This window comes from Variovorax sp. PCZ-1, from assembly GCF_018413605.1.
Classification (GTDB): Bacteria; Pseudomonadota; Gammaproteobacteria; order Burkholderiales; family Burkholderiaceae_C; genus JANMDU01.
This window is the reverse complement of record NZ_JAHCDN010000003.1, coordinates 227,756-244,647: the sequence shown is the minus strand read 5'-3', so window position 1 is coordinate 244,647 and position 16,892 is coordinate 227,756. Positions and strand designations below refer to the sequence as shown.

15 protein-coding genes are annotated in these 16,892 nt (G+C 55.8%); 1 reads left to right on the top strand and 14 read right to left on the bottom strand.

The annotated features are described in order from the left end of the window. Positions 1-10: 10 nt before the first annotated feature. The 5 genes from KIH26_RS14470 to sucC all read right to left on the bottom strand — a co-directional run bounded on the left by KIH26_RS14470 (position 11) and on the right by sucC (position 6,859). Positions 11-796, bottom strand: coding sequence for a Stp1/IreP family PP2C-type Ser/Thr phosphatase (locus tag KIH26_RS14470; RefSeq protein ID WP_213446386.1), 786 nt, complete (start codon positions 794-796; stop codon positions 11-13). A gap of 57 nt (positions 797-853) precedes the next feature. Continuing rightward, entirely contained in the window at positions 854-3,649 is a 2,796-nt protein-coding gene (locus KIH26_RS14465; protein ID WP_213446385.1) for a CHASE2 domain-containing serine/threonine-protein kinase, read from the bottom strand. Positions 3,650-3,862: 213 nt separating this feature from the next. Then, on the bottom strand, positions 3,863-4,561 hold the full coding sequence (locus KIH26_RS14460; protein ID WP_213446384.1) for a TerC family protein: 699 nt from the start codon (positions 4,559-4,561) through the stop codon (positions 3,863-3,865). A 228-nt stretch (positions 4,562-4,789) separates the two neighbouring features. Then, positions 4,790-5,683: a succinate--CoA ligase subunit alpha gene (sucD, locus tag KIH26_RS14455; RefSeq protein ID WP_213446383.1), complete on the bottom strand. Its 894-nt coding sequence runs from the start codon at positions 5,681-5,683 to the stop codon at positions 4,790-4,792. A 9-nt stretch (positions 5,684-5,692) separates the two neighbouring features. Then, on the bottom strand, positions 5,693-6,859 hold the full coding sequence (gene sucC, locus KIH26_RS14450; RefSeq protein WP_213446382.1) for an ADP-forming succinate--CoA ligase subunit beta: 1,167 nt from the start codon (positions 6,857-6,859) through the stop codon (positions 5,693-5,695). Positions 6,860-7,035: 176 nt separating this feature from the next. Here sucC and argC point away from each other — a divergent pair, with 176 nt between their 5' ends. Then, positions 7,036-7,971: an N-acetyl-gamma-glutamyl-phosphate reductase gene (gene argC, locus KIH26_RS14445; RefSeq protein WP_213446381.1), complete on the top strand. Its 936-nt coding sequence runs from the start codon at positions 7,036-7,038 to the stop codon at positions 7,969-7,971. A 66-nt stretch (positions 7,972-8,037) separates the two neighbouring features. Here argC and KIH26_RS17045 read toward each other — a convergent pair whose 3' ends face one another. From KIH26_RS17045 to KIH26_RS14400, 9 genes are all read right to left on the bottom strand, one after another. Continuing rightward, the gene (locus KIH26_RS17045; RefSeq protein WP_249661339.1) at positions 8,038-8,685 is read right to left on the bottom strand and encodes a cyclic nucleotide-binding domain-containing protein; all 648 of its coding nucleotides are present in this window, start codon (positions 8,683-8,685) and stop codon (positions 8,038-8,040) included. Between the two features lie 161 nt (positions 8,686-8,846). After that, positions 8,847-9,905: a Rieske 2Fe-2S domain-containing protein gene (locus tag KIH26_RS14435; RefSeq protein ID WP_213446380.1), complete on the bottom strand. Its 1,059-nt coding sequence runs from the start codon at positions 9,903-9,905 to the stop codon at positions 8,847-8,849. A 151-nt stretch (positions 9,906-10,056) separates the two neighbouring features. Beyond that, complete coding sequence (locus tag KIH26_RS14430) at positions 10,057-10,284, bottom strand: recombinase-like helix-turn-helix domain-containing protein (protein WP_213446379.1); 228 nt, start codon at positions 10,282-10,284, stop codon at positions 10,057-10,059. 47 nt (positions 10,285-10,331) lie between these two features. Then, positions 10,332-11,249 carry a VOC family protein gene (locus tag KIH26_RS14425; RefSeq protein WP_213446493.1) on the bottom strand — a complete coding sequence of 306 codons (918 nt, stop codon included), beginning with the start codon at positions 11,247-11,249 and terminating at the stop codon, positions 10,332-10,334. After that, entirely contained in the window at positions 11,243-12,706 is a 1,464-nt protein-coding gene (locus tag KIH26_RS14420; protein ID WP_213446378.1) for an aldehyde dehydrogenase, read from the bottom strand. The genes KIH26_RS14425 and KIH26_RS14420 overlap by 7 nt, the downstream gene beginning before the upstream one ends. Then, positions 12,703-13,497 carry an aspartate dehydrogenase gene (locus KIH26_RS14415; protein WP_213446377.1) on the bottom strand — a complete coding sequence of 265 codons (795 nt, stop codon included), beginning with the start codon at positions 13,495-13,497 and terminating at the stop codon, positions 12,703-12,705. The genes KIH26_RS14420 and KIH26_RS14415 overlap by 4 nt, the downstream gene beginning before the upstream one ends. Further along, a complete protein-coding gene (locus KIH26_RS14410) occupies positions 13,494-15,230 on the bottom strand; it encodes a thiamine pyrophosphate-binding protein (RefSeq protein ID WP_213446376.1) in 1,737 nt (578 codons plus the stop codon). The genes KIH26_RS14415 and KIH26_RS14410 overlap by 4 nt, the downstream gene beginning before the upstream one ends. Next, positions 15,227-16,042 (bottom strand): IclR family transcriptional regulator, encoded by an 816-nt coding sequence (locus KIH26_RS14405; RefSeq protein WP_213446375.1) that lies wholly within the window; start codon positions 16,040-16,042, stop codon positions 15,227-15,229. The genes KIH26_RS14410 and KIH26_RS14405 overlap by 4 nt, the downstream gene beginning before the upstream one ends. Continuing rightward, positions 16,020-16,892, bottom strand: a complete 873-nt coding sequence (locus KIH26_RS14400; RefSeq protein WP_213446374.1) for an alpha/beta fold hydrolase — start codon at positions 16,890-16,892, stop codon at positions 16,020-16,022. Before KIH26_RS14400 ends, KIH26_RS14405 begins: the two co-directional genes overlap by 23 nt.

The window sequence follows — 16,892 nt, the reverse complement described above, 5'->3', positions numbered from 1 at the left end:
TTGAGTTTGTTTACTTGCCCAGCAGACGCGACATCAAGCCGCGCTTGCTCTGCCCATCCTTGGCTTTCACCAGCAGCACAGAGATGTTGTCTCTGCCACCACCGGCGTTAGCCGCATCCACCAAGGCCTTTGCCTTGGTTTCTAAATCTTCATCTACTCGCATGATATCAGCGATGCCTTCGTCTGTAACCATGTCAGACAAGCCATCCGAGCACATGAGGTAGAGGTCGCCGACCTCAGTGCGGTGCTCGTTGGTCTCCAGCATCACCACATCTTCCACGCCCAGTGCACGTGTGACGAGATTTTTGTTCAGCGATGTCGCAGCCTGCTCTGGCGTGATCAGACCAGCATCCATCTGCTCTTGTAGCAAGGAGTGGTCTTTGGTGATTTGCGACAACTCATTGCCACGCAAACGATAACAACGTGAATCGCCAATATGACCCAGCATCAAACGGCCATCTTGAAACACGCCCACCACCAGGGTGGTGCCCATACCTGTGTATTGAGGATTGGAATTTGCCGCGTTGAAAATAGAACGGTTGGCGTTGTCTACACAAATTTCTAAGGCTCGACGCACTTCACGCGCATTGGCATTTTTGCCAGCCTGCGAGAGCCAACGGCTCATTTCTGATTTGATGAAGGCTGTGGCCATACCACTGGCGACTTCTCCCGCGTTGTAGCCACCCATGCCATCGGCCAGCACGGCCAACTGGGTCGGCGTGTCAAAAACCACCGAATCCTCGTTGTTATCGCGGGATAGGCCGGGGTCGGTACTGAGAGAAAACTGGTAAATCATGAATTAATAACGAACTATAGCGGCTTTCGGGAGCAAATCTGCCTGGAATCAGCAGCCTTATGTATTACCCTGACTGGGAGGGCGCGAGACCATGGTTTTCTCAAACGGATCGTCTGCAGGTTTTGAGGCACTGCTGGCCGGGGTGAATTTTTGCGTGGCGGCGTATGCCTCGTGACTGCCTAAAGGTGCAGGCTCGGTGGCTTGATTGTCTCGGCTGAACACTTGCGTAGCCATGTCTGCACCGGCTGCCGCAGTCATCACCTGGGTTTTGTCATTCGCGCCAACTGCCGGGGATGCCGCATCTTGCTTGGCCACCCAAGTGTCACCGGCATCGCCTAGCAAGCTCATCACTGCGCGCAGATCGGCAGCGAATTGCTCACCGTCTTGATAGCGCGTCTCGGGACGCTTGGACAGGCTCATCGCCACCACATCGGCCAGTTTTTCGGGAATCTGAGGCCGGATCACGCGGATATCGGGGGCTTCTTCATTAGCGATCTTGTACATCAGCTCGGCCATCGAGTCGCCACGGAAAGGCAACACACCGGCGAGCATTTGGAAGAGCATGACACCCAGGGAATACAAATCAGAGCGGCCATCGACTTTTTTACCTGCAATTTGCTCAGGGCTCATGAAGCTCGGTGTGCCCAACACGAGGCCGGTTTTGGTTTTGCTGGAATCCGTGATGCGGGCAATGCCGAAGTCGGTCACTTTCACCGTGTCTGAACTGTGCTCATACATCACGTTGGCTGGCTTGATATCGCGGTGCACCACGCTGTTTTGATGCGCATAGGCCAATGCTTTTGCCACGCGTTCAACAATCGAAGCGACGCGCAGCATCGGCAGCAAATTGCCATCCTTGCTGTAATCCACCAAATCCTTGCCTTTGAGGAATTCCATGGCGATGTAGGCCAGATCGTGCTCTTCGCCGGCGTCGTAGATCGTGACGATATTCGGGTGCTGCAAGCGGCCAGCGGTTTCGGCTTCGCGGAAGAAGCGCTCGCGGGCATCTTGCAGCTCATCGCCCTCAAACTCTTGCGAGAGCGCCATGGTTTTGATGGCCACCACGCGACCGATCTTGGGATCTTTACCCAAATACACCACGCCCATTGCGCCCTTGCCCAGCTCTTTCTCGACTTGATAGCGACCCAACATCGGTTTTTCTACACCACCACCATCGAGCAGCATCGTGCCGCCCGCGTGCGCATTCCCGCCACCCAAAATCACGGTTTCAGACAGGTTTTTGGCGCGGTTGAGTTTGTCTTGCAGGCCTTTGTGGTTTTTATCCAGACTGGCCATGTGCTCATACACGGCTTGCGCTTTATTGAACTGGCGCTTGCGCTCAAAATCAAGCGCCAAGTTGCCTAGGTTATCAAGCAATGCGCTCGATGCAGGTACTCGGCGATAGCGATCAAAAGCTTCATCCAAACGCCCCTGCCCAGCCATCGCCAAACCCATCATGCGGTTAGTCTCAGCAGATTCTTCGTCAGATTTGACTTTGCCTGCCTCTGTGACCAAGAAGCGCTTGGTGGTGAGTGTCAGGTGGCCAATTAAGAGCAGTGCAGCGGGCAAAACCAGCTTGAGCCACATGGCAACGCCCGAGAGAAGGCCAAACTCTATGCCTAACAACAGCACAAACAGCACAGCAGTCACACCCGCGCCCATGCCTGCGGACAGACGCGGCAACACAGCGATCAAGTAAGCCGCCACCATCAAAAACGCCAGCAAAGAAATCCACAACCCCCAAGCAGGCTGCACGATAAAGTGCTCATTCAAGATGCTGGAAGTCACATGCGCAATGGTCTCTGCAGGGCTCATGTCTTTGGCAGCGGGGGTGGGGAAGATGTTGCCCACACCTGCGGCCGTGGCGCCAATGATCACAATCTTGCCCTCATACTTGCTCGCAGGAATCTTGCCGCTGAGCACATCAAAGAAGGAATCAACAGGGAAAGCGCGTTTGTCGGCGCTGGTTTTGTAGAACTGCGGCAGCATCAAGGCAGCATCATCAGTTCTGACCTTGAGTTTGCCAATCTGAACAGACTCACCGTAATTAAGTTTGATATCGCTGGCGTTCAGGTTGAGGCTTTTTGCAGCCACCAACAATGACATGGATGGCACAGCCTTGCCGTAGTAGTTGACCAGCAATGGCTCATAACGCACTGCGCCATCCACATCGAGCCATTGGTTCAAATGCGCAACACCCACAGCGCTATTACCTAGAGCATCCAAAGGTTGCTGGCCAGAAATGGCGGCAACGGAAAAGTTTTGATTTTCATCTACTGCGCTCTTCAGAGCAAAAGCTGGCAGTGGCTTGTCGGGGTTACCCAAGGGTTCGCCAATTTTGTAAACCGAGGGTAGTACGACGTTGTTGGCCTTAGCAATACTGGCTGCCAACTTAGCATCGCTATCCAGTGCGACCTCAGCCTCGGCAATCACTTTGCCCGCTTGCTCAATGGCCGGCTGTGGGTTAGATGGGTCTGGCGCACCCAAGGTTTCTTTGATTTTGCGGATGTAGGCCAAGCCACGGTCTGTTTGCGGCTCAAAAAAGAAAGTGGTATTGGCGATCACCTTGGCTTTTGCGCCCGAGAGCATGTCGGTCATCTGCGCATGCACTTCGCGATTCCAAGGCCAGCGGCCGATATTGGCGATGCTGGTGTCGTCAATCGCAATCACAGCGATTTTGTCGGAGGGTTGTCGGCTGTTTGATGTGCTGGCGAAATCGTAGTAGCGGCGCTCGAGTGTGCCGATCAGATCGCCCATTTGATGCAAGATCAGGACGGCAACGACCACCAACACGCCAACAAACCAGTCAGCGCGCCAAAAATTACCGCGTTTTTTCAGTGTGGATGTCGCCACAGCTGTCCCTCTCGACCATCATTTACGCACTGCTCAATTTACTTTTCAGAAAAGTGCGCTAAGTTGTTGTCCCTGAAGAAAATTTTTTGAAAATTTTCTAAGAAATTGACTTGGTACGATAACAGACGCGGGAGAGACAATCAAGGCAAAATGTCACGCCTCTTGTGCGTTTTGTTGCAAATAAACACCACCCAATTGCGGTGTTATTTGCTCTTACTTTGTGCTTTTTTGCGCTCGGCGCTGCAAATATTGGCCGACCAACAGGACCAGTAATGCACCAATCGCTGCACAAGTGTATTCCCACATCTTGCCTTCGGGGCGAATGCCTTGGAGCGCGATATCGGTATAGGCCATCTGACCGGCGATCCAGCCCAGCAGCATGGCGCCGAGCGTGATGATGATGGGGAAACGCTCCATGAGTTTCAAAACAATCTGGCTACCCCAAACGATGATCGGAATGCTGACCAAGAGGCCAAAAATCACCAAGGGCAGCTGATGCGCTTGACCCGCGCCCTGCGCCGCTCCGGCAATGGCGATCACGTTGTCCACGCTCATGACCAAATCGGCCACGATCACGGTTTTGACCGCGCCCCAGAGCTTGTCGCTGGGGTTGATGTTGTGCGCCTCTTCGTCTTCGGGGAGCAGAAGCTGGATACCGATATAGATCAACAGCGCTGCACCAACGATTTTCAAGTAAGGAATGGCCAGCAAGGCCAGCGCAAAGGCGATCAGGATCACGCGCAGCACAATCGCACCGATCGTGCCGTAGATGATGCCCAGTTTGCGCTGCTTTTCGGGCAAATTGCGGCAGGCCAGCGCGATCACCACGGCATTGTCGCCGCCGAGCAAGATATCAATCATGATGATTTGGCCAACGGCTAGCCAAAACGCACCTGTCATGAACTCTTCCATGCTATCTCCAAATTACTATAAATTTAATAGCACTTCGCGCAGATTCTGTGCCGGCCAAGTGCTCAAAAGGCTTTAAAAAACCATTGAATATCCAGGGCATGAGTGTAGCGGCTACAAAGCGGCTTGCGCCGCGTAATCCTACGTATTTGCTGACATGTGCAAGCCATGCCGCCAAAAAAAACGGCGGCTCTCTTGCAAGAGCCGCCGCCTTGTCGGTGCACGAAACGATTACAGCATAGCTTTGAGCAGCTTAGCCATTTCAGAAGGATTACGGGTCACTTTGAAGCCGCACTCTTCCATCACGGAAAGCTTGGCATCCGCCGTATCCGCGCCACCGGAGATCAGCGCGCCAGCGTGGCCCATGCGCTTGCCGGGAGGGGCTGTGACGCCAGCGATGAAGCCGACGATCGGTTTTTTCATATTGGCTTTGCACCAGCGAGCCGCTTCGGCTTCATCAGGGCCGCCGATTTCGCCGATCATGATGACGGCGTCGGTGTCCGGATCGTCGTTGAAAGCCTTCATCACATCGATGTGCTTCAAACCGTTGATCGGATCGCCACCGATACCGACTGCGCTGGATTGGCCGAGGCCGATTTCCGTCAACTGAGCCACGGCTTCGTACGTGAGCGTGCCGGAGCGCGAGACCACGCCGATGCGGCCTTTGCGGTGAATGTGGCCGGGCATGATGCCGATTTTGATTTCATCGGGGGTGATGAGGCCGGGGCAGTTGGGGCCGAGCAGCAAAGTTTTCTTGCCGCCAGCGGCTTCTTTGGCCTTCATGCGGTTGCGCACTTCGAGCATGTCGCGCACGGGGATGCCTTCGGTGATGCAGATGGCCAAGTCCAGATCCGCTTCCACAGCCTCAAGAATGGCTGCAGCAGCGCCCGCTGGGGGCACATAGATCACAGAAACCGTGGCGCCAGTTTGGCTCGCCGCTTCTTTCACAGAAGCGTAGATGGGGATGTTGAAGATCGATTCGCCCGCTTTTTTCGGGTTCACGCCGGCGACGAAGCAGTTCTTGCCGTTGGCGTATTCCTGGCATTTTTCCGTGTGGAACTGGCCGGTCTTGCCGGTGATGCCTTGGGTGATGACTTTGGTGTTTTTGTTGATGAAGATAGACATGATTTTTCCTTAGGCTTTCTTGACAGCGATCATGACTTTTTCAGCAGCTTCAGCCATGCTGTCAGCACTGATGATCGGCAGGCCGCTCTCGGCCAGCATCTTCTTGCCCAGCTCTTCATTGGTGCCCTTCATGCGCACGACCAGGGGCACATTGAGGTTGGTGGCTTTGCAAGCAGTGATCACGCCAGTGGCAATCGTGTCGCATTTCATGATGCCGCCGAAGATGTTGACGAGAATCGCCTTGACCTTGGGGTTCTTCAGCATGATCTTGAAAGCTTCGGTGACTTTCTCAGGGGTGGCGCCGCCGCCCACATCCAAGAAGTTGGCTGGCTCGCCGCCGTAGAGTTTGATGGTGTCCATCGTGGCCATGGCCAGGCCTGCGCCGTTGACCAGGCAGCCGATGTTGCCATCCAAGCTGATGTAGGCCAGATCGAATTTAGAAGCTTCCACTTCGGCCGCGTCTTCTTCATCCAAATCGCGCAGGGCCACGATTTCTGGGTGACGGAACAGGGCGTTGGAGTCAAAGTTGAATTTGGAATCCAAAGCGATGATCTCGCCTTTGCTGGTGCGGTTCAAGGGGTTGATTTCCACCAGCGACGCATCGGTGTCCATGTAGCACTTGTAGAGCTTTTTGCAGACATCGGCAAACTGCGCCTGCGAATCAGCGGGCATCTGAATGCCTTTGCCGATCTCAGCGCATTGTGCATCGGTCAAGCCAGCAAGTGGATCAACGAAGATGGTGATGATCTTCTCAGGCGTATCGTGCGCCACTTGCTCGATATCCATGCCGCCTTCACTTGAGGCGATAAAGGCAACCTTCTGCGTGGCGCGATCGGTCACGATCGAGAGGTAATATTCTTTTTGAATGTCTGCGCCATCTTCAATGTAGAGGCGACGCACTTTTTGGCCTTCTGGACCTGTTTGGTGCGTGACGAGCTGCATGCCCAAAATGTCGGTCGCGCGGGCTTTCACATCGTCAATCGTCTTGGCCACTTTCACGCCGCCGCCCTTGCCACGGCCACCCGCGTGGATTTGGGCTTTCACCACCCAAACCGGGCCGCCCAGCTTTTGTGCAGCTTCAATGGCCTCTTGCACGGTAAACGCAGCGATGCCGCGCGGCACGGGGATGCCGAATTGACGCAAGATTTCCTTGCCTTGGTACTCGTGGATTTTCATGGGGAGCTTTCCGGCTGTATGTCGTTATGAATGACGAAATGGACTGAATTCATGCAAAATCGTCAGTAGCTCAATACATCAGTTACCAAGCGATTTCAGCGCGTAACTGTATCATGTTGCGACGCACCATTTTTGTACGTATCTCCCCCCATCCCCCTTGCAACAGGAGCAGCACCATGGCAAAAGTCTTTATCGACGGCGAAGCAGGCACGACCGGGCTGCAAATCCGCGAACGCTTGGCCACGCTGCCGCAGATCCAGGTGCTTTCGATTGCGCCTGAGAAGCGCAAAGACATCGAAGCGAAGAAGGCTTTGTTCAACGAGGCCGATCTCGTTGTGCTTTGCTTGCATGACCAATCTGCTATTGAATCCGTAGCACTTTGCGCAGAATTGGCGCCGGCCAGAGCCCAAAAAGGCTTAAAACCCTTGAAAATGGTCGATGCCAGCAGCGCACATCGCGTGGCGCCGGGTTGGGTGTATGGCTTTCCTGAACTCAATGCCGAACAAACGGCTGCCGTCAAAAACGCGCAATTCGTGGCCAACCCTGGCTGCTACCCCACGGGCGGCATTGCACTCTTGCGCCCCTTGGTCGACGCCGGGCTTTTGCCTGCTGACTACCCCATCGTGATGCAAGGCTTCTCTGGCTACTCAGGTGGCGGGCGTCAGATGATTGAGAGCTATGAAATCGCCAAAACAGCCGCACCGCTGGAGGTGTATGGCCTCAATTTGGCGCACAAGCATGTGGCCGAGCTGCACAAATACAGCGGCCTCACACGCCGCCCCATCTTTATCCCGACCGTGGGTAATTTCCACAGCGGCATGATTGATCACATCGGCTTGCAGTTTGATTTGATGAAGGGCGTCACAAGCGCTGCCCAACTCGAGGCTGTGCTCAAAGCACATTACGCGGGCTGTGAGTTTGTCAAAGTCGTGCCTGCTTCTGAATCCAACAAAATGGAGCCTACCGCCTTGGTGGGCACGAACATGCTGGAGCTCTCGGTGTATGGCAACGATGCCAACGGCCAAGCTGTTTTGATGGCGCGCTACGATAACTTAGGCAAGGGCGCAAGTGGCGCAGCTGTGCAAAACATGCGCTTGATGTTGAGCATCTAAATTTAAAGCGTTTTAGGCCGCTAGCCGGCACAGATACTGCGCTAAATGCTATTAAAACAATAGCGATTAGGTAACTGCACCACGCTTGGGTTTGTTCGTCATGCGGCGCGTCACCACGCTGCCCAAAGCCATCACGAAACTCAACGCAATGCTGGGGTGCCTGTGCGCCAGCTCCGCATAGCGCATGGGGGAGAGCCCCCAGAGCACGCAACGGCTCAAGGCCTGCACCGTGGCGTTGCGCGGCGTGCGAGCGAAAAACGCACCCTCGCCGACCACCGACCCAGATCCCACGGTGGCCAGCTGTACCTTGCCATTGGCATCTTCATGATGCACTCCCAAGGTGCCCGATTCGACGATATAAACCGTCACCTCGGTCGCACCTTGGCGAATCACTTCTTGACCAGTTTCTACCGTGAATGGCTGCATGTGCTCGGCCAAAATGGTCCAGTCTGCGAGCTTGAGTGTGAGGCGAACCGCATCAAACTGCTGCGAGCCCTGAATGCTGGCGGCCAAGCGCACCACGCCATCGTTGACCTTGTTGGGACGCACCGAACCGACGCGCTCTGAAGGCGCGAGAACACCAGGCGTGCTCGGACGGAAATTGCTGTTGGGGCTTTCGCTGTCTTCTTCGCTGCTGCCATAAAAGCCGCTGCTGAAAAAGCTGCTGCGCAACTTATCCTGCTCTGAGCTGCCGAAATCTTTTTTCTTCCACATCCCGTTAGTTTGCGTGCGTAGAAGTGTGTGCGCAAGCAAAAACTGTGTAGTTAGCTAGGAATATGTTCTCAATGGGTAGCTTTTTGGACTGAGCGGCACACGATCTGTCGTTTATATACATCAGTTTCTAAATGTAAACGCAGCTCTATTCTGCTCTGACCTCAGGCCGTTTGCAGTTGCTTCATGGCCAGGCGCTGCATATGCTGGCGCAGGCGTTGCAAACCCAGATCGTGCTCGTATTGCTTTTCGCGTGTGTTGGCATCTGGCTCCATGGCCTCAAGCATGACGCGGTCTTGCTCCAGTACATTCCAATGCCGCGCCTCCAAGCGGTTGCGATACAAAAAGCGCCACGCATCGCGCTGCCAGCCCTGCACTTTGCGGCAGCGCCAGAAGAACACGGCAGTCGCTGGGGGCTGGCCGGGCACGATGATCGGGGTGTACGCGCCGATGATGGAAAAGCTGCCGCCGGGCCCGCCGGTTTTGGGATACGGAATTTCCAGGCGCATCCAATGCACGCCCGTATCCGCCCATTCCGTCCAATCAAAATTCACATCGCGCTGGCCATCTTTTTCAAACACGAAGCCCTGTGGCGTGGTGCGCAGTTTGAATTTCGCGGAGATATCGCCCTCGCTCATGCTGTGGCTCATCTTGTGCAGGAAGCTGCCGTGCATCGGATCCATCACGTTGTCGATCACGTAGCGGTAATCACCTGCCCACTCCACGTAGCAGAGGAAGTTGCTCCAAGTTTCTTCATCCGTGATTTCGGGTGGAAGATTTAAAGCTGGCGCATCATCGGTATTGGCTGCATTGTTGTAGACCCACACCGCACCCGCTGCTTCTTTCACATGAAAAGCCAGCGTCGCACGCGAATTCTCCAGCGGGCAGCCAGGGCTGGCCGGCACTTTCGTCACCATGCCATCGCAGCGCACTTCAATGCCGTGATACGGGCAGGCCAACCGATCACCTAAATTCACACCCATCGAGAGTGGCGCGCCACGATGCGGGCAATGGTCTTCCAGCGCATGCACCTTGCCTTGGCCGTCTCTCCACAAGGCAATCTTGTAGCCCAGCCTTCTGAGGGCGCGCGGCTTGTCGGTGATCCAGTCACTCGGGCAAACGGGATACCAAAGATTCTTCAAGCCTTTTTCTAAAGCGGCGCTGACATCGGCTTTGGTGGGGGCGGGTTTTGTGGCGCTCTTATCCGTTTGTTGACTGTCCATGTTGGCTCCAATCGATATTCAATTCACACTAAAAATGAGAACGCAAAAGACGCAGAAATACGCAGAAGGCGCAAAGGTAAGTTGATCTCGCTTATTAACTTTTGCGCTTTTTGCGTACTTTTGCGTCTTTTGCGTTCTCATGGTCAAGTGCTCAAACTTTTGCCAAACGCTGTAGCTCGACCTGAAAACTCTCCGCCGTCCACAACTGCCCGTTCGCAGCCATGGGTCCGCTTTGATTCAAGTAACCAACCAGCTGATCCAGCTCCCACAAGCCTTGGCCGAAGGCGCGCTCCATCGCATCGCCCAGCAGGATTTCGTATTGGCTGGGCTCGCGTGTGCGCGCCTGATGCGGGTTCACATAGAGCGGATCGATCTTCATATTTGCTCCTGATTTAGTAGCTGTTTGCGCAGTATCTATGCCGGCAATCAGCGCTTTTCGCTTAAAAATTGGCCGCCTGCAGCGACTTGCGGCTGCCTGCGCGTGTGGCCATCAATACCGCCATCGATCGCCCATTCCGCAAACACGGTGGGGCCAGGCGTGAACTCGCGGGGCTGCCAGTTTTCAGTCAAGTGATCTTCATCGGCGTTGTATTCGATAAGGCCGCCCACGGGGCATTCAAAGTACCAAAAGTAGGCGCTAGAGACAGGATGGCGGCCGGGGCCAAGCTGCGTTTTCCAACCCGCGCGGCTCATCGCCAAGCCACCACCAAACACCTCATGAATATCGCGCACCGTAAACGCCACATGGTTCAAACCCTGCGCCTTGCCCGGCACTTGTAACAGGAACACATCATGATGCCCGCCCTGGGGCGCGCAACGCAGAAACGCACCTCGGCCGGGATAGCTGTCACTCATCAAAAAGCCCAAGCTTTCGTAGAACTTCACCGCCTCTGCCAACTGCTGCGTGAAGAGTACGATGTGGCCGATTTCCACAGGTTGCGCGCGCTCATACACAGGCGATGGCGCGTTGACGCGCTGCACATGCCCCCATGCATTGCTGGCAGAGCCCTGCAGACTCAGCACTCGCTTGCGGCTAGGTGCAAAGCGATGCACCAAGCCATGCGGATCGGTCGCCGTTGCTGGCAAAGCCGTATCGCCTTGCATGCCCCAGACCACTTCACGCAGGGTTGCGCCCTCCTCCATCGGGGCAGTACCTGCCAGATCAAGATGTGCAGGATGCAAGATGCGAACTTGCGCGCCATTCAAGGTTTCAAAAAGCAATTCATCGCTGGCCTCGTGCTGTAGAGACAAGCCCCAATCCATGAAACATTGCTTTGATCGCGCAAGGTTTTCTGCACTGCCATCGGTGCAATAGGTCAGGCGGTCGATGCCTTCAATCATGATTGACTCCATGGCAGAGGCTGCGCATTCGTGCCCCAATAAAAACTTTTTTGCATCATGTATTCCATGATCGAGGCTGCGCCTTTTTCTCTGCCTAAGCCGCTCATTTTGTAGCCTGTGAAGGGCGTGCTGATGGAGAAGAGTTTGTAGGTGTTGACCCAGACTGTGCCGGCGGTGATCGCGCTGCCTAGACGTAACGCGGTTTTGTAATCTTGGCTCCAAATGCCGCAGGCGAGGCCGTAGTCGTTGTCATTGGCTTGAGCGATCAAATCCTCCTCGCTCTCCCAAGGCAGCAAGCAAAGCACGGGACCGAAGATTTCTTCTTGGGCTGTGCGGCTGGTGTTGGGTAAGCCTTCAAAGATAGTGGGCTCGTAGTAATAGCCTGCATCACCTGCAGGCCGCTTGCCGCCACAAAGCAATTTGCCGCCTTCTTCCAAAGCAAGTGCTACATAGCGCTCGACGCTTTCGCGGTGGCTCTTGGAAATGAGCGGGCCCATGTGAGTGGATTCCAATGCAGGATCGGCCACACGAAGCTTGGCGGTTTGCGCCAGCAAGCGGCGTTTGAATTCTTCGTACACGCTCGCATGCACGAAGGCGCGCGAGCCGGCGACGCAACTCTCGCCGCTTGAGCTGAAGATACCGTAGATCACGCCGGCCACGGCATGGTCTAAATCCGCATCGGCACAAACAATCGTAGGCGATTTACCGCCGAGTTCTAGAGACACTGGCATCAGCTTTTTCGCGGCGAGCTCGGCAATACCCAGCCCCACATTTGTGCCACCCGTGAACGCGATACGTTTGATAAGCGGATGCTTCACAAGCGCATCGCCCACCACTGAACCTTTGCCGGGCAGCACGCTCAAGATACCTTGCGGCAAGCCTGCCTGCTCACCAATGCGCGCGAACTCAATCGCCATACGCGGCGTGATCTCCGCTGGCTTGATCACCACAGCGCATCCTGCGGCGAGCGCTGGCGCGATTTTCTGCGCTTCGCTAGCAATCGGCGAATTCCAAGGCGTGATCGCGCCGACCACGCCCAGGGGCTGATACAAACTCATCGTGAGAAAGTCACCACGCTGGGGCGTGACGGAGCTCTCAAAGGTTTCGCACACGGCAGCGAAGTATTGGAAGGTGCCCGCTGCGCTCGCCACCAATGCACGACATTCTTTGACCGGTTTGCCGTTATCCAATCGTTGCAGAGCAGCGAGCTCTTCGCTTTTCTCACGAATGAGCGCAGCCATCTTGTGCAAAATCGCTGCACGCTGATGCGGCATGAGCTTCGCCCAATCGGGTTGGTGGCGAGCGGCTTCAGCAAAACGCACAGCCTCATCCACATCTTGTGCGGTGCTTGCATGCAATTGCGCCACCACTTCACCCGTAGCAGGATATTCTGTGCTGTAGAGAGTGCCGCTGCCATCACGCCATTGGCCAGAGAAAAAGGTTTGTAAATGCGTACTCATATCACCACCCCTGCGGCGCGGTTTTCCAAGAAGCGCAAAGCAGACAAGACCGTGAGCATCGAAGTCTTGGGGTTATCGGGCAGAGGCTGGTTACGCATCTCGAGTTTCATTTTTCCGAAAGCGCCGTCCATCTCGATCTCGTGCACGTTCTCGGTCTGCGAACCATCGGCGATCAGGCGCACTTGCGTGGCATCGAGCCCCAAGCCAGCCAGAGAAATCGTTGCGGCAACGTTCGCGTTCTTCGGATACTGCGCCGCAGCCTCTCGTGCAGATGCTTCAAAAATCGTAGCGCTTTGCGCAGTATCGGCGAGCGCTTTGAGGTCAAATTGCTTCTCAGCTGGCGTGCCTTTCCAAGCCAACGGTGGCTTGCGGCCGGTGTAGCGCACGGCAGTTAAACCAGCTTGCTTCGCTGCGGCAATCGCATCAATACCGCCAATCGCTCCGGGCAGCAGATGCAATTGCGCGCCACCAACACGCGCTGCTTGCGCCAAAGCTTCAGGCAAACCGACTTCTGACAAAGCACCGACCGAGAGCACAGCGCAATCGATACCACGCTGGAGCGCTGGCAACACATGATCATGCAAGGCGCTGTGGCCTGCGCATTCGAGCACGAGCTGTGCGTCTGGCGGCACGTCGTTCACAGCTTGAATGCCATGCGGCACGACAACACTTGAACTGCGCACGACGATGTGGCTGATCTTCACGCGTGAATGCGTTGCTATACGCTGCACGATGGCCTGGCCGATGGCTCCGTAGCCAATTAGGCAGACGTTCAGGCTAGGCGTGCTCATAGCTTCCTCGGCGGCCCCGCGAACTTTTCTGTGAAGGGCCCCCAAGCATGCATGTCGATTTCCAAGACGGTGGGGCCACGGCCTTGTAATGCTGCTGTGAGCTGGGTTTGAATCTGCGCAGGCTCGGTGCTTTTGAGATGCCTGACGCCCATGCTGGCGCACAGTTGCGCGAAGTCTGGTGTGTGCAGATCCACATAGCAATGCCGGCTACCGTAATCCACATCCTGAATATTTTTGATCACGCCGTAACCGCCGTCATTCATCAGGATCACGAGAATATCCGCCCGCTCCTGAGCAGCACAAGCGAGCTCACCCACATTCAGCATGAAGCCGCCATCACCCACAAGCACTATAGTTTTCATAGCACTTCGCGCAGATCCTACGCCGGCGACAGCCTGTTTTTCCTTATAAATATCGGCTGCAAGTGCTGCGCCAACGCCCATCTGCAAACCTTGCCCAATCCCGCCGCCCAGCGCATGCACACCTGCGCGCGGGTGGCGCAGCACCGGGCTGCGGTTGCCCCACATGGTGTTGCTCAAAGTGATATCGCGCACCCAAATGCATTGGCCTTGCAACTCATGGGTCACTGTGTGGTTCAGCGCATTTTTGAGTTGCACATAGGCGCCCACTGCCGCGTCAACCTGCTGCTGCGCGCCTTGCTTGGCAGTAAAGATCTCTTCATGCCAGCTGCTCTCGGCACGCCAGTCTTGTAGCGCATCGGCGAGTGCATGCAATGCCAAGTCAGCGTCTGCTTCGATGAACTGCTCGCATGCATAAGCGTGCGTTTGCACCTTGGGATTGGCATCGATACGGAAGCGCCGTGCGGGCAGCGCCAGCTTGTACTTCATCGTCTCATTGCTGCGCAGACGCGAGCCAACAATCAGCATCGCATCGCAGCGCTGATACAACTGCGCCGAGGCACGCTGCAAATTAAATGCGCCCAACGAGGCTGGGTGATCTTCCGCCATCACGCCGCGCCCTTGCACGGAGGTCACCACACCAAAGCCCAAATCCACCAAGCGCTGCACTGCTGCGCCGGCATTGCGAGCCCCACCGCCCAGCCACAGCAGTGGCCGCTGAGCGCCTTGCAAGCTCTTGGCGAGTTGCGCAATATGCGCAGGATCAGGCTGCTTTGATGCTATTAATACAGGAGCACTCTGCGCAGATTCCACACCGGGGAAATGCACATTTTCATCTAAAAATGCTTGCTGCACATCAATGGCAATCTCCACGCTCACTGGGCCGCAAGGTGGTGTGAGCGCCAGCCGTGTGGCGCGCGTGAGCACCTCCCAGGCCTCTTGCGGCGAGTTGATTCGAAACGCAGCTTTGCCCACAGCACGCAGCATGCCCTGCTGATCAGGATGCTCATGCATGAAGCCCCAGTTTTTATCGATCCATTCTGAATCAATCTGCCCGGTCAAGTGCAAGAGTGGTGTGCCTGCGGTCATCGCCTCCACCAACGCACCCGCAGCATTGCCTGCACCCGTGCCTGTGCTGGTGACGACAACGCTCAGTGTGTTGCTGACTCTCGCCGCAGCATCCGCCATATTCGCTGCGCCCGCCTCGCCGCGCGCGGGGACAAAACGAATTTTTCCCAAGCGATGGAAGGCATCCAGCATGGGCATGTTGTGAATCGAGATCACGCCAAAAGCCAAGCGAACGCCTTGTGCTTGCAGAAACCGGGCGACGATTTCACCTGTGTTGATGCGCTCTTCTTGGGCAGGATGGCTCATTTGCGATAACCTGGTGTGTGCTGCATTCGCCATGTGAGTGTGAGCGCAGATTCGCGCACTTGTGTGATCAACAAAGGTAGCTTATCTTCGGGGATGCGCGACGAGAGTACCGTGACACTGACTGCGGCACAAATTTGTTTGTCTTCATTGAACACGGGGGCTGCGACAGTCGAAATACCGGATTCAAAACCCCCTTGGCTCACAGCGTAACCCGCCTCGGCTGCCTCATCGATCAAGGCTTTGACAGCTTGCGGCGTGGTGGGCGTTTGTAGTGTGAATGCCTTCATCGGATGATTCGCATACAGCTGCTCAATCTCAGCCAGTGACAAACCACCCATCAGCACACGGCCAAGCACCGTAGCGTGCGCGGGCAGGCGTGCGCCCACCGCTATGGCATGAAATGTGGCCAAACGCCCAAGCGCTTTAGCCACCACCACGACATCGCGGCCATCGCGCACAACGATATGGGATGAGTGACCACATGCATCTGACAAAGACTCCAACACCGGGCGGCCTTGCTCGGCGAGCTCCATGGAAGAGAGAAACTCAAAGCCCAAGCGCAGCACAGCCACGCCTAAACGATAGCTCGGGTGCGTGCCTGGCTCGCCCACGCGATCCAGATAACCTGCTTGCTCCAAAGTTTGCAGCATACGAAACACGCTCGCTCTGGGCAAATCGGCCATCTTGGCCAATTGAGCGCCAGAGAGAATGCGCTTGTCGTGCGTGAAATAACTGAGAATCTCTAGGCCCCGCGCGAGCGCGGGCACGGTGTATCGTGATGTGTTTTCCTTATCCCCTAGACTGTCTGACATGTGAATAACCCTGTGAAATTAAAAGTGAAATCGCTTGTGGCGCTTGCAGTGCACAAAGGTGACCTGCGCCATCTAATTCTGTGTAAGGTGCCGCTATGAATGCGGCCAAATCGCGGCAAGCCTGAGGCGGCGTGATCACATCTTGATCGCCGCAAGCCACTTGGATCGGCGCACTGCTGACAGCGCGAAAAGCTTGCACATCTGAACGAATGCTTGCGCTGCTGAGCATGTGTGTCGCCTGTGCATAGCCGCCTTCATTCAAACGACTCATCACATGCATGGCCAATGCGATTTGCTCTGGCGTGGCTTGCTTTGAAAGCAGGCGTGGCGCACGCGCCTCAGCCATTTTTTGCATGCCCAGCTGTGCAACAGCTTGCATCCGCTCTTCGCGCTTCTTGGCTTGCACCTCCAGTGGAGCTGTGCCATAGCCTTGCGCGGGTGCGAGCAGGGTGAGCGCTTTCACACGCTTGGCTTGCAAGCGCGCGGCACTTGCGGCCATGATGCAGCCCAGCGAATGCCCCACCAAATGCACTTCTTTGATGTGCAATGCATCCAACCAAGCCCAGAGCACTTGCGCATAGTCTGCCGCTGTTGGCTCGGCCATTTTGAGCGGCGAGCTGTCGGCGTAACCGGGCGCATCCCATGCGAGCACATGACCTAGCTGGGTATCTGTCAGCTGATGCAGCCAACTTCCAGATCCCGAGCCGATGCCATGCAACAAAACGATCGGCACTTGTTCAGCCATGCGTTGTGATCCGACCGTATTCAACTCTCGGTAGCGGATGAAGCCCCTGAACGGCAAGGCCACCCCCAGCGTGGGTAGCTCTTGGAGGCGTTCGAGCAAGGTCAT

Bases quoted from the DNA above. Each gene is read 5' to 3' on its own strand.
- sucD (WP_213446383.1), bottom strand. From the start codon at position 5,683: ATGTCTATCTTCATCAACAAAAACACCAAAGTCATCACCCAAGGCATC.
- argC (WP_213446381.1), top strand. From the start codon at position 7,036: ATGGCAAAAGTCTTTATCGACGGCGAAGCAGGCACGACCGGGCTGCAA.
- KIH26_RS14460 (WP_213446384.1), bottom strand. From the start codon at position 4,561: ATGGAAGAGTTCATGACAGGTGCGTTTTGGCTAGCCGTTGGCCAAATC.
- sucC (WP_213446382.1), bottom strand. From the start codon at position 6,859: ATGAAAATCCACGAGTACCAAGGCAAGGAAATCTTGCGTCAATTCGGC.
- KIH26_RS14435 (WP_213446380.1), bottom strand. From the start codon at position 9,905: ATGGACAGTCAACAAACGGATAAGAGCGCCACAAAACCCGCCCCCACC.
- KIH26_RS14470 (WP_213446386.1), bottom strand. From the start codon at position 796: ATGATTTACCAGTTTTCTCTCAGTACCGACCCCGGCCTATCCCGCGAT.
- KIH26_RS17045 (WP_249661339.1), bottom strand. From the start codon at position 8,685: ATGTGGAAGAAAAAAGATTTCGGCAGCTCAGAGCAGGATAAGTTGCGC.
- KIH26_RS14415 (WP_213446377.1), bottom strand. From the start codon at position 13,497: ATGAGCACGCCTAGCCTGAACGTCTGCCTAATTGGCTACGGAGCCATC.
- KIH26_RS14400 (WP_213446374.1), bottom strand. From the start codon at position 16,892: ATGACCTTGCTCGAACGCCTCCAAGAGCTACCCACGCTGGGGGTGGCC.
- KIH26_RS14410 (WP_213446376.1), bottom strand. From the start codon at position 15,230: ATGAGCCATCCTGCCCAAGAAGAGCGCATCAACACAGGTGAAATCGTC.
- KIH26_RS14430 (WP_213446379.1), bottom strand. From the start codon at position 10,284: ATGAAGATCGATCCGCTCTATGTGAACCCGCATCAGGCGCGCACACGC.
- KIH26_RS14405 (WP_213446375.1), bottom strand. From the start codon at position 16,042: ATGTCAGACAGTCTAGGGGATAAGGAAAACACATCACGATACACCGTG.
- KIH26_RS14420 (WP_213446378.1), bottom strand. From the start codon at position 12,706: ATGAGTACGCATTTACAAACCTTTTTCTCTGGCCAATGGCGTGATGGC.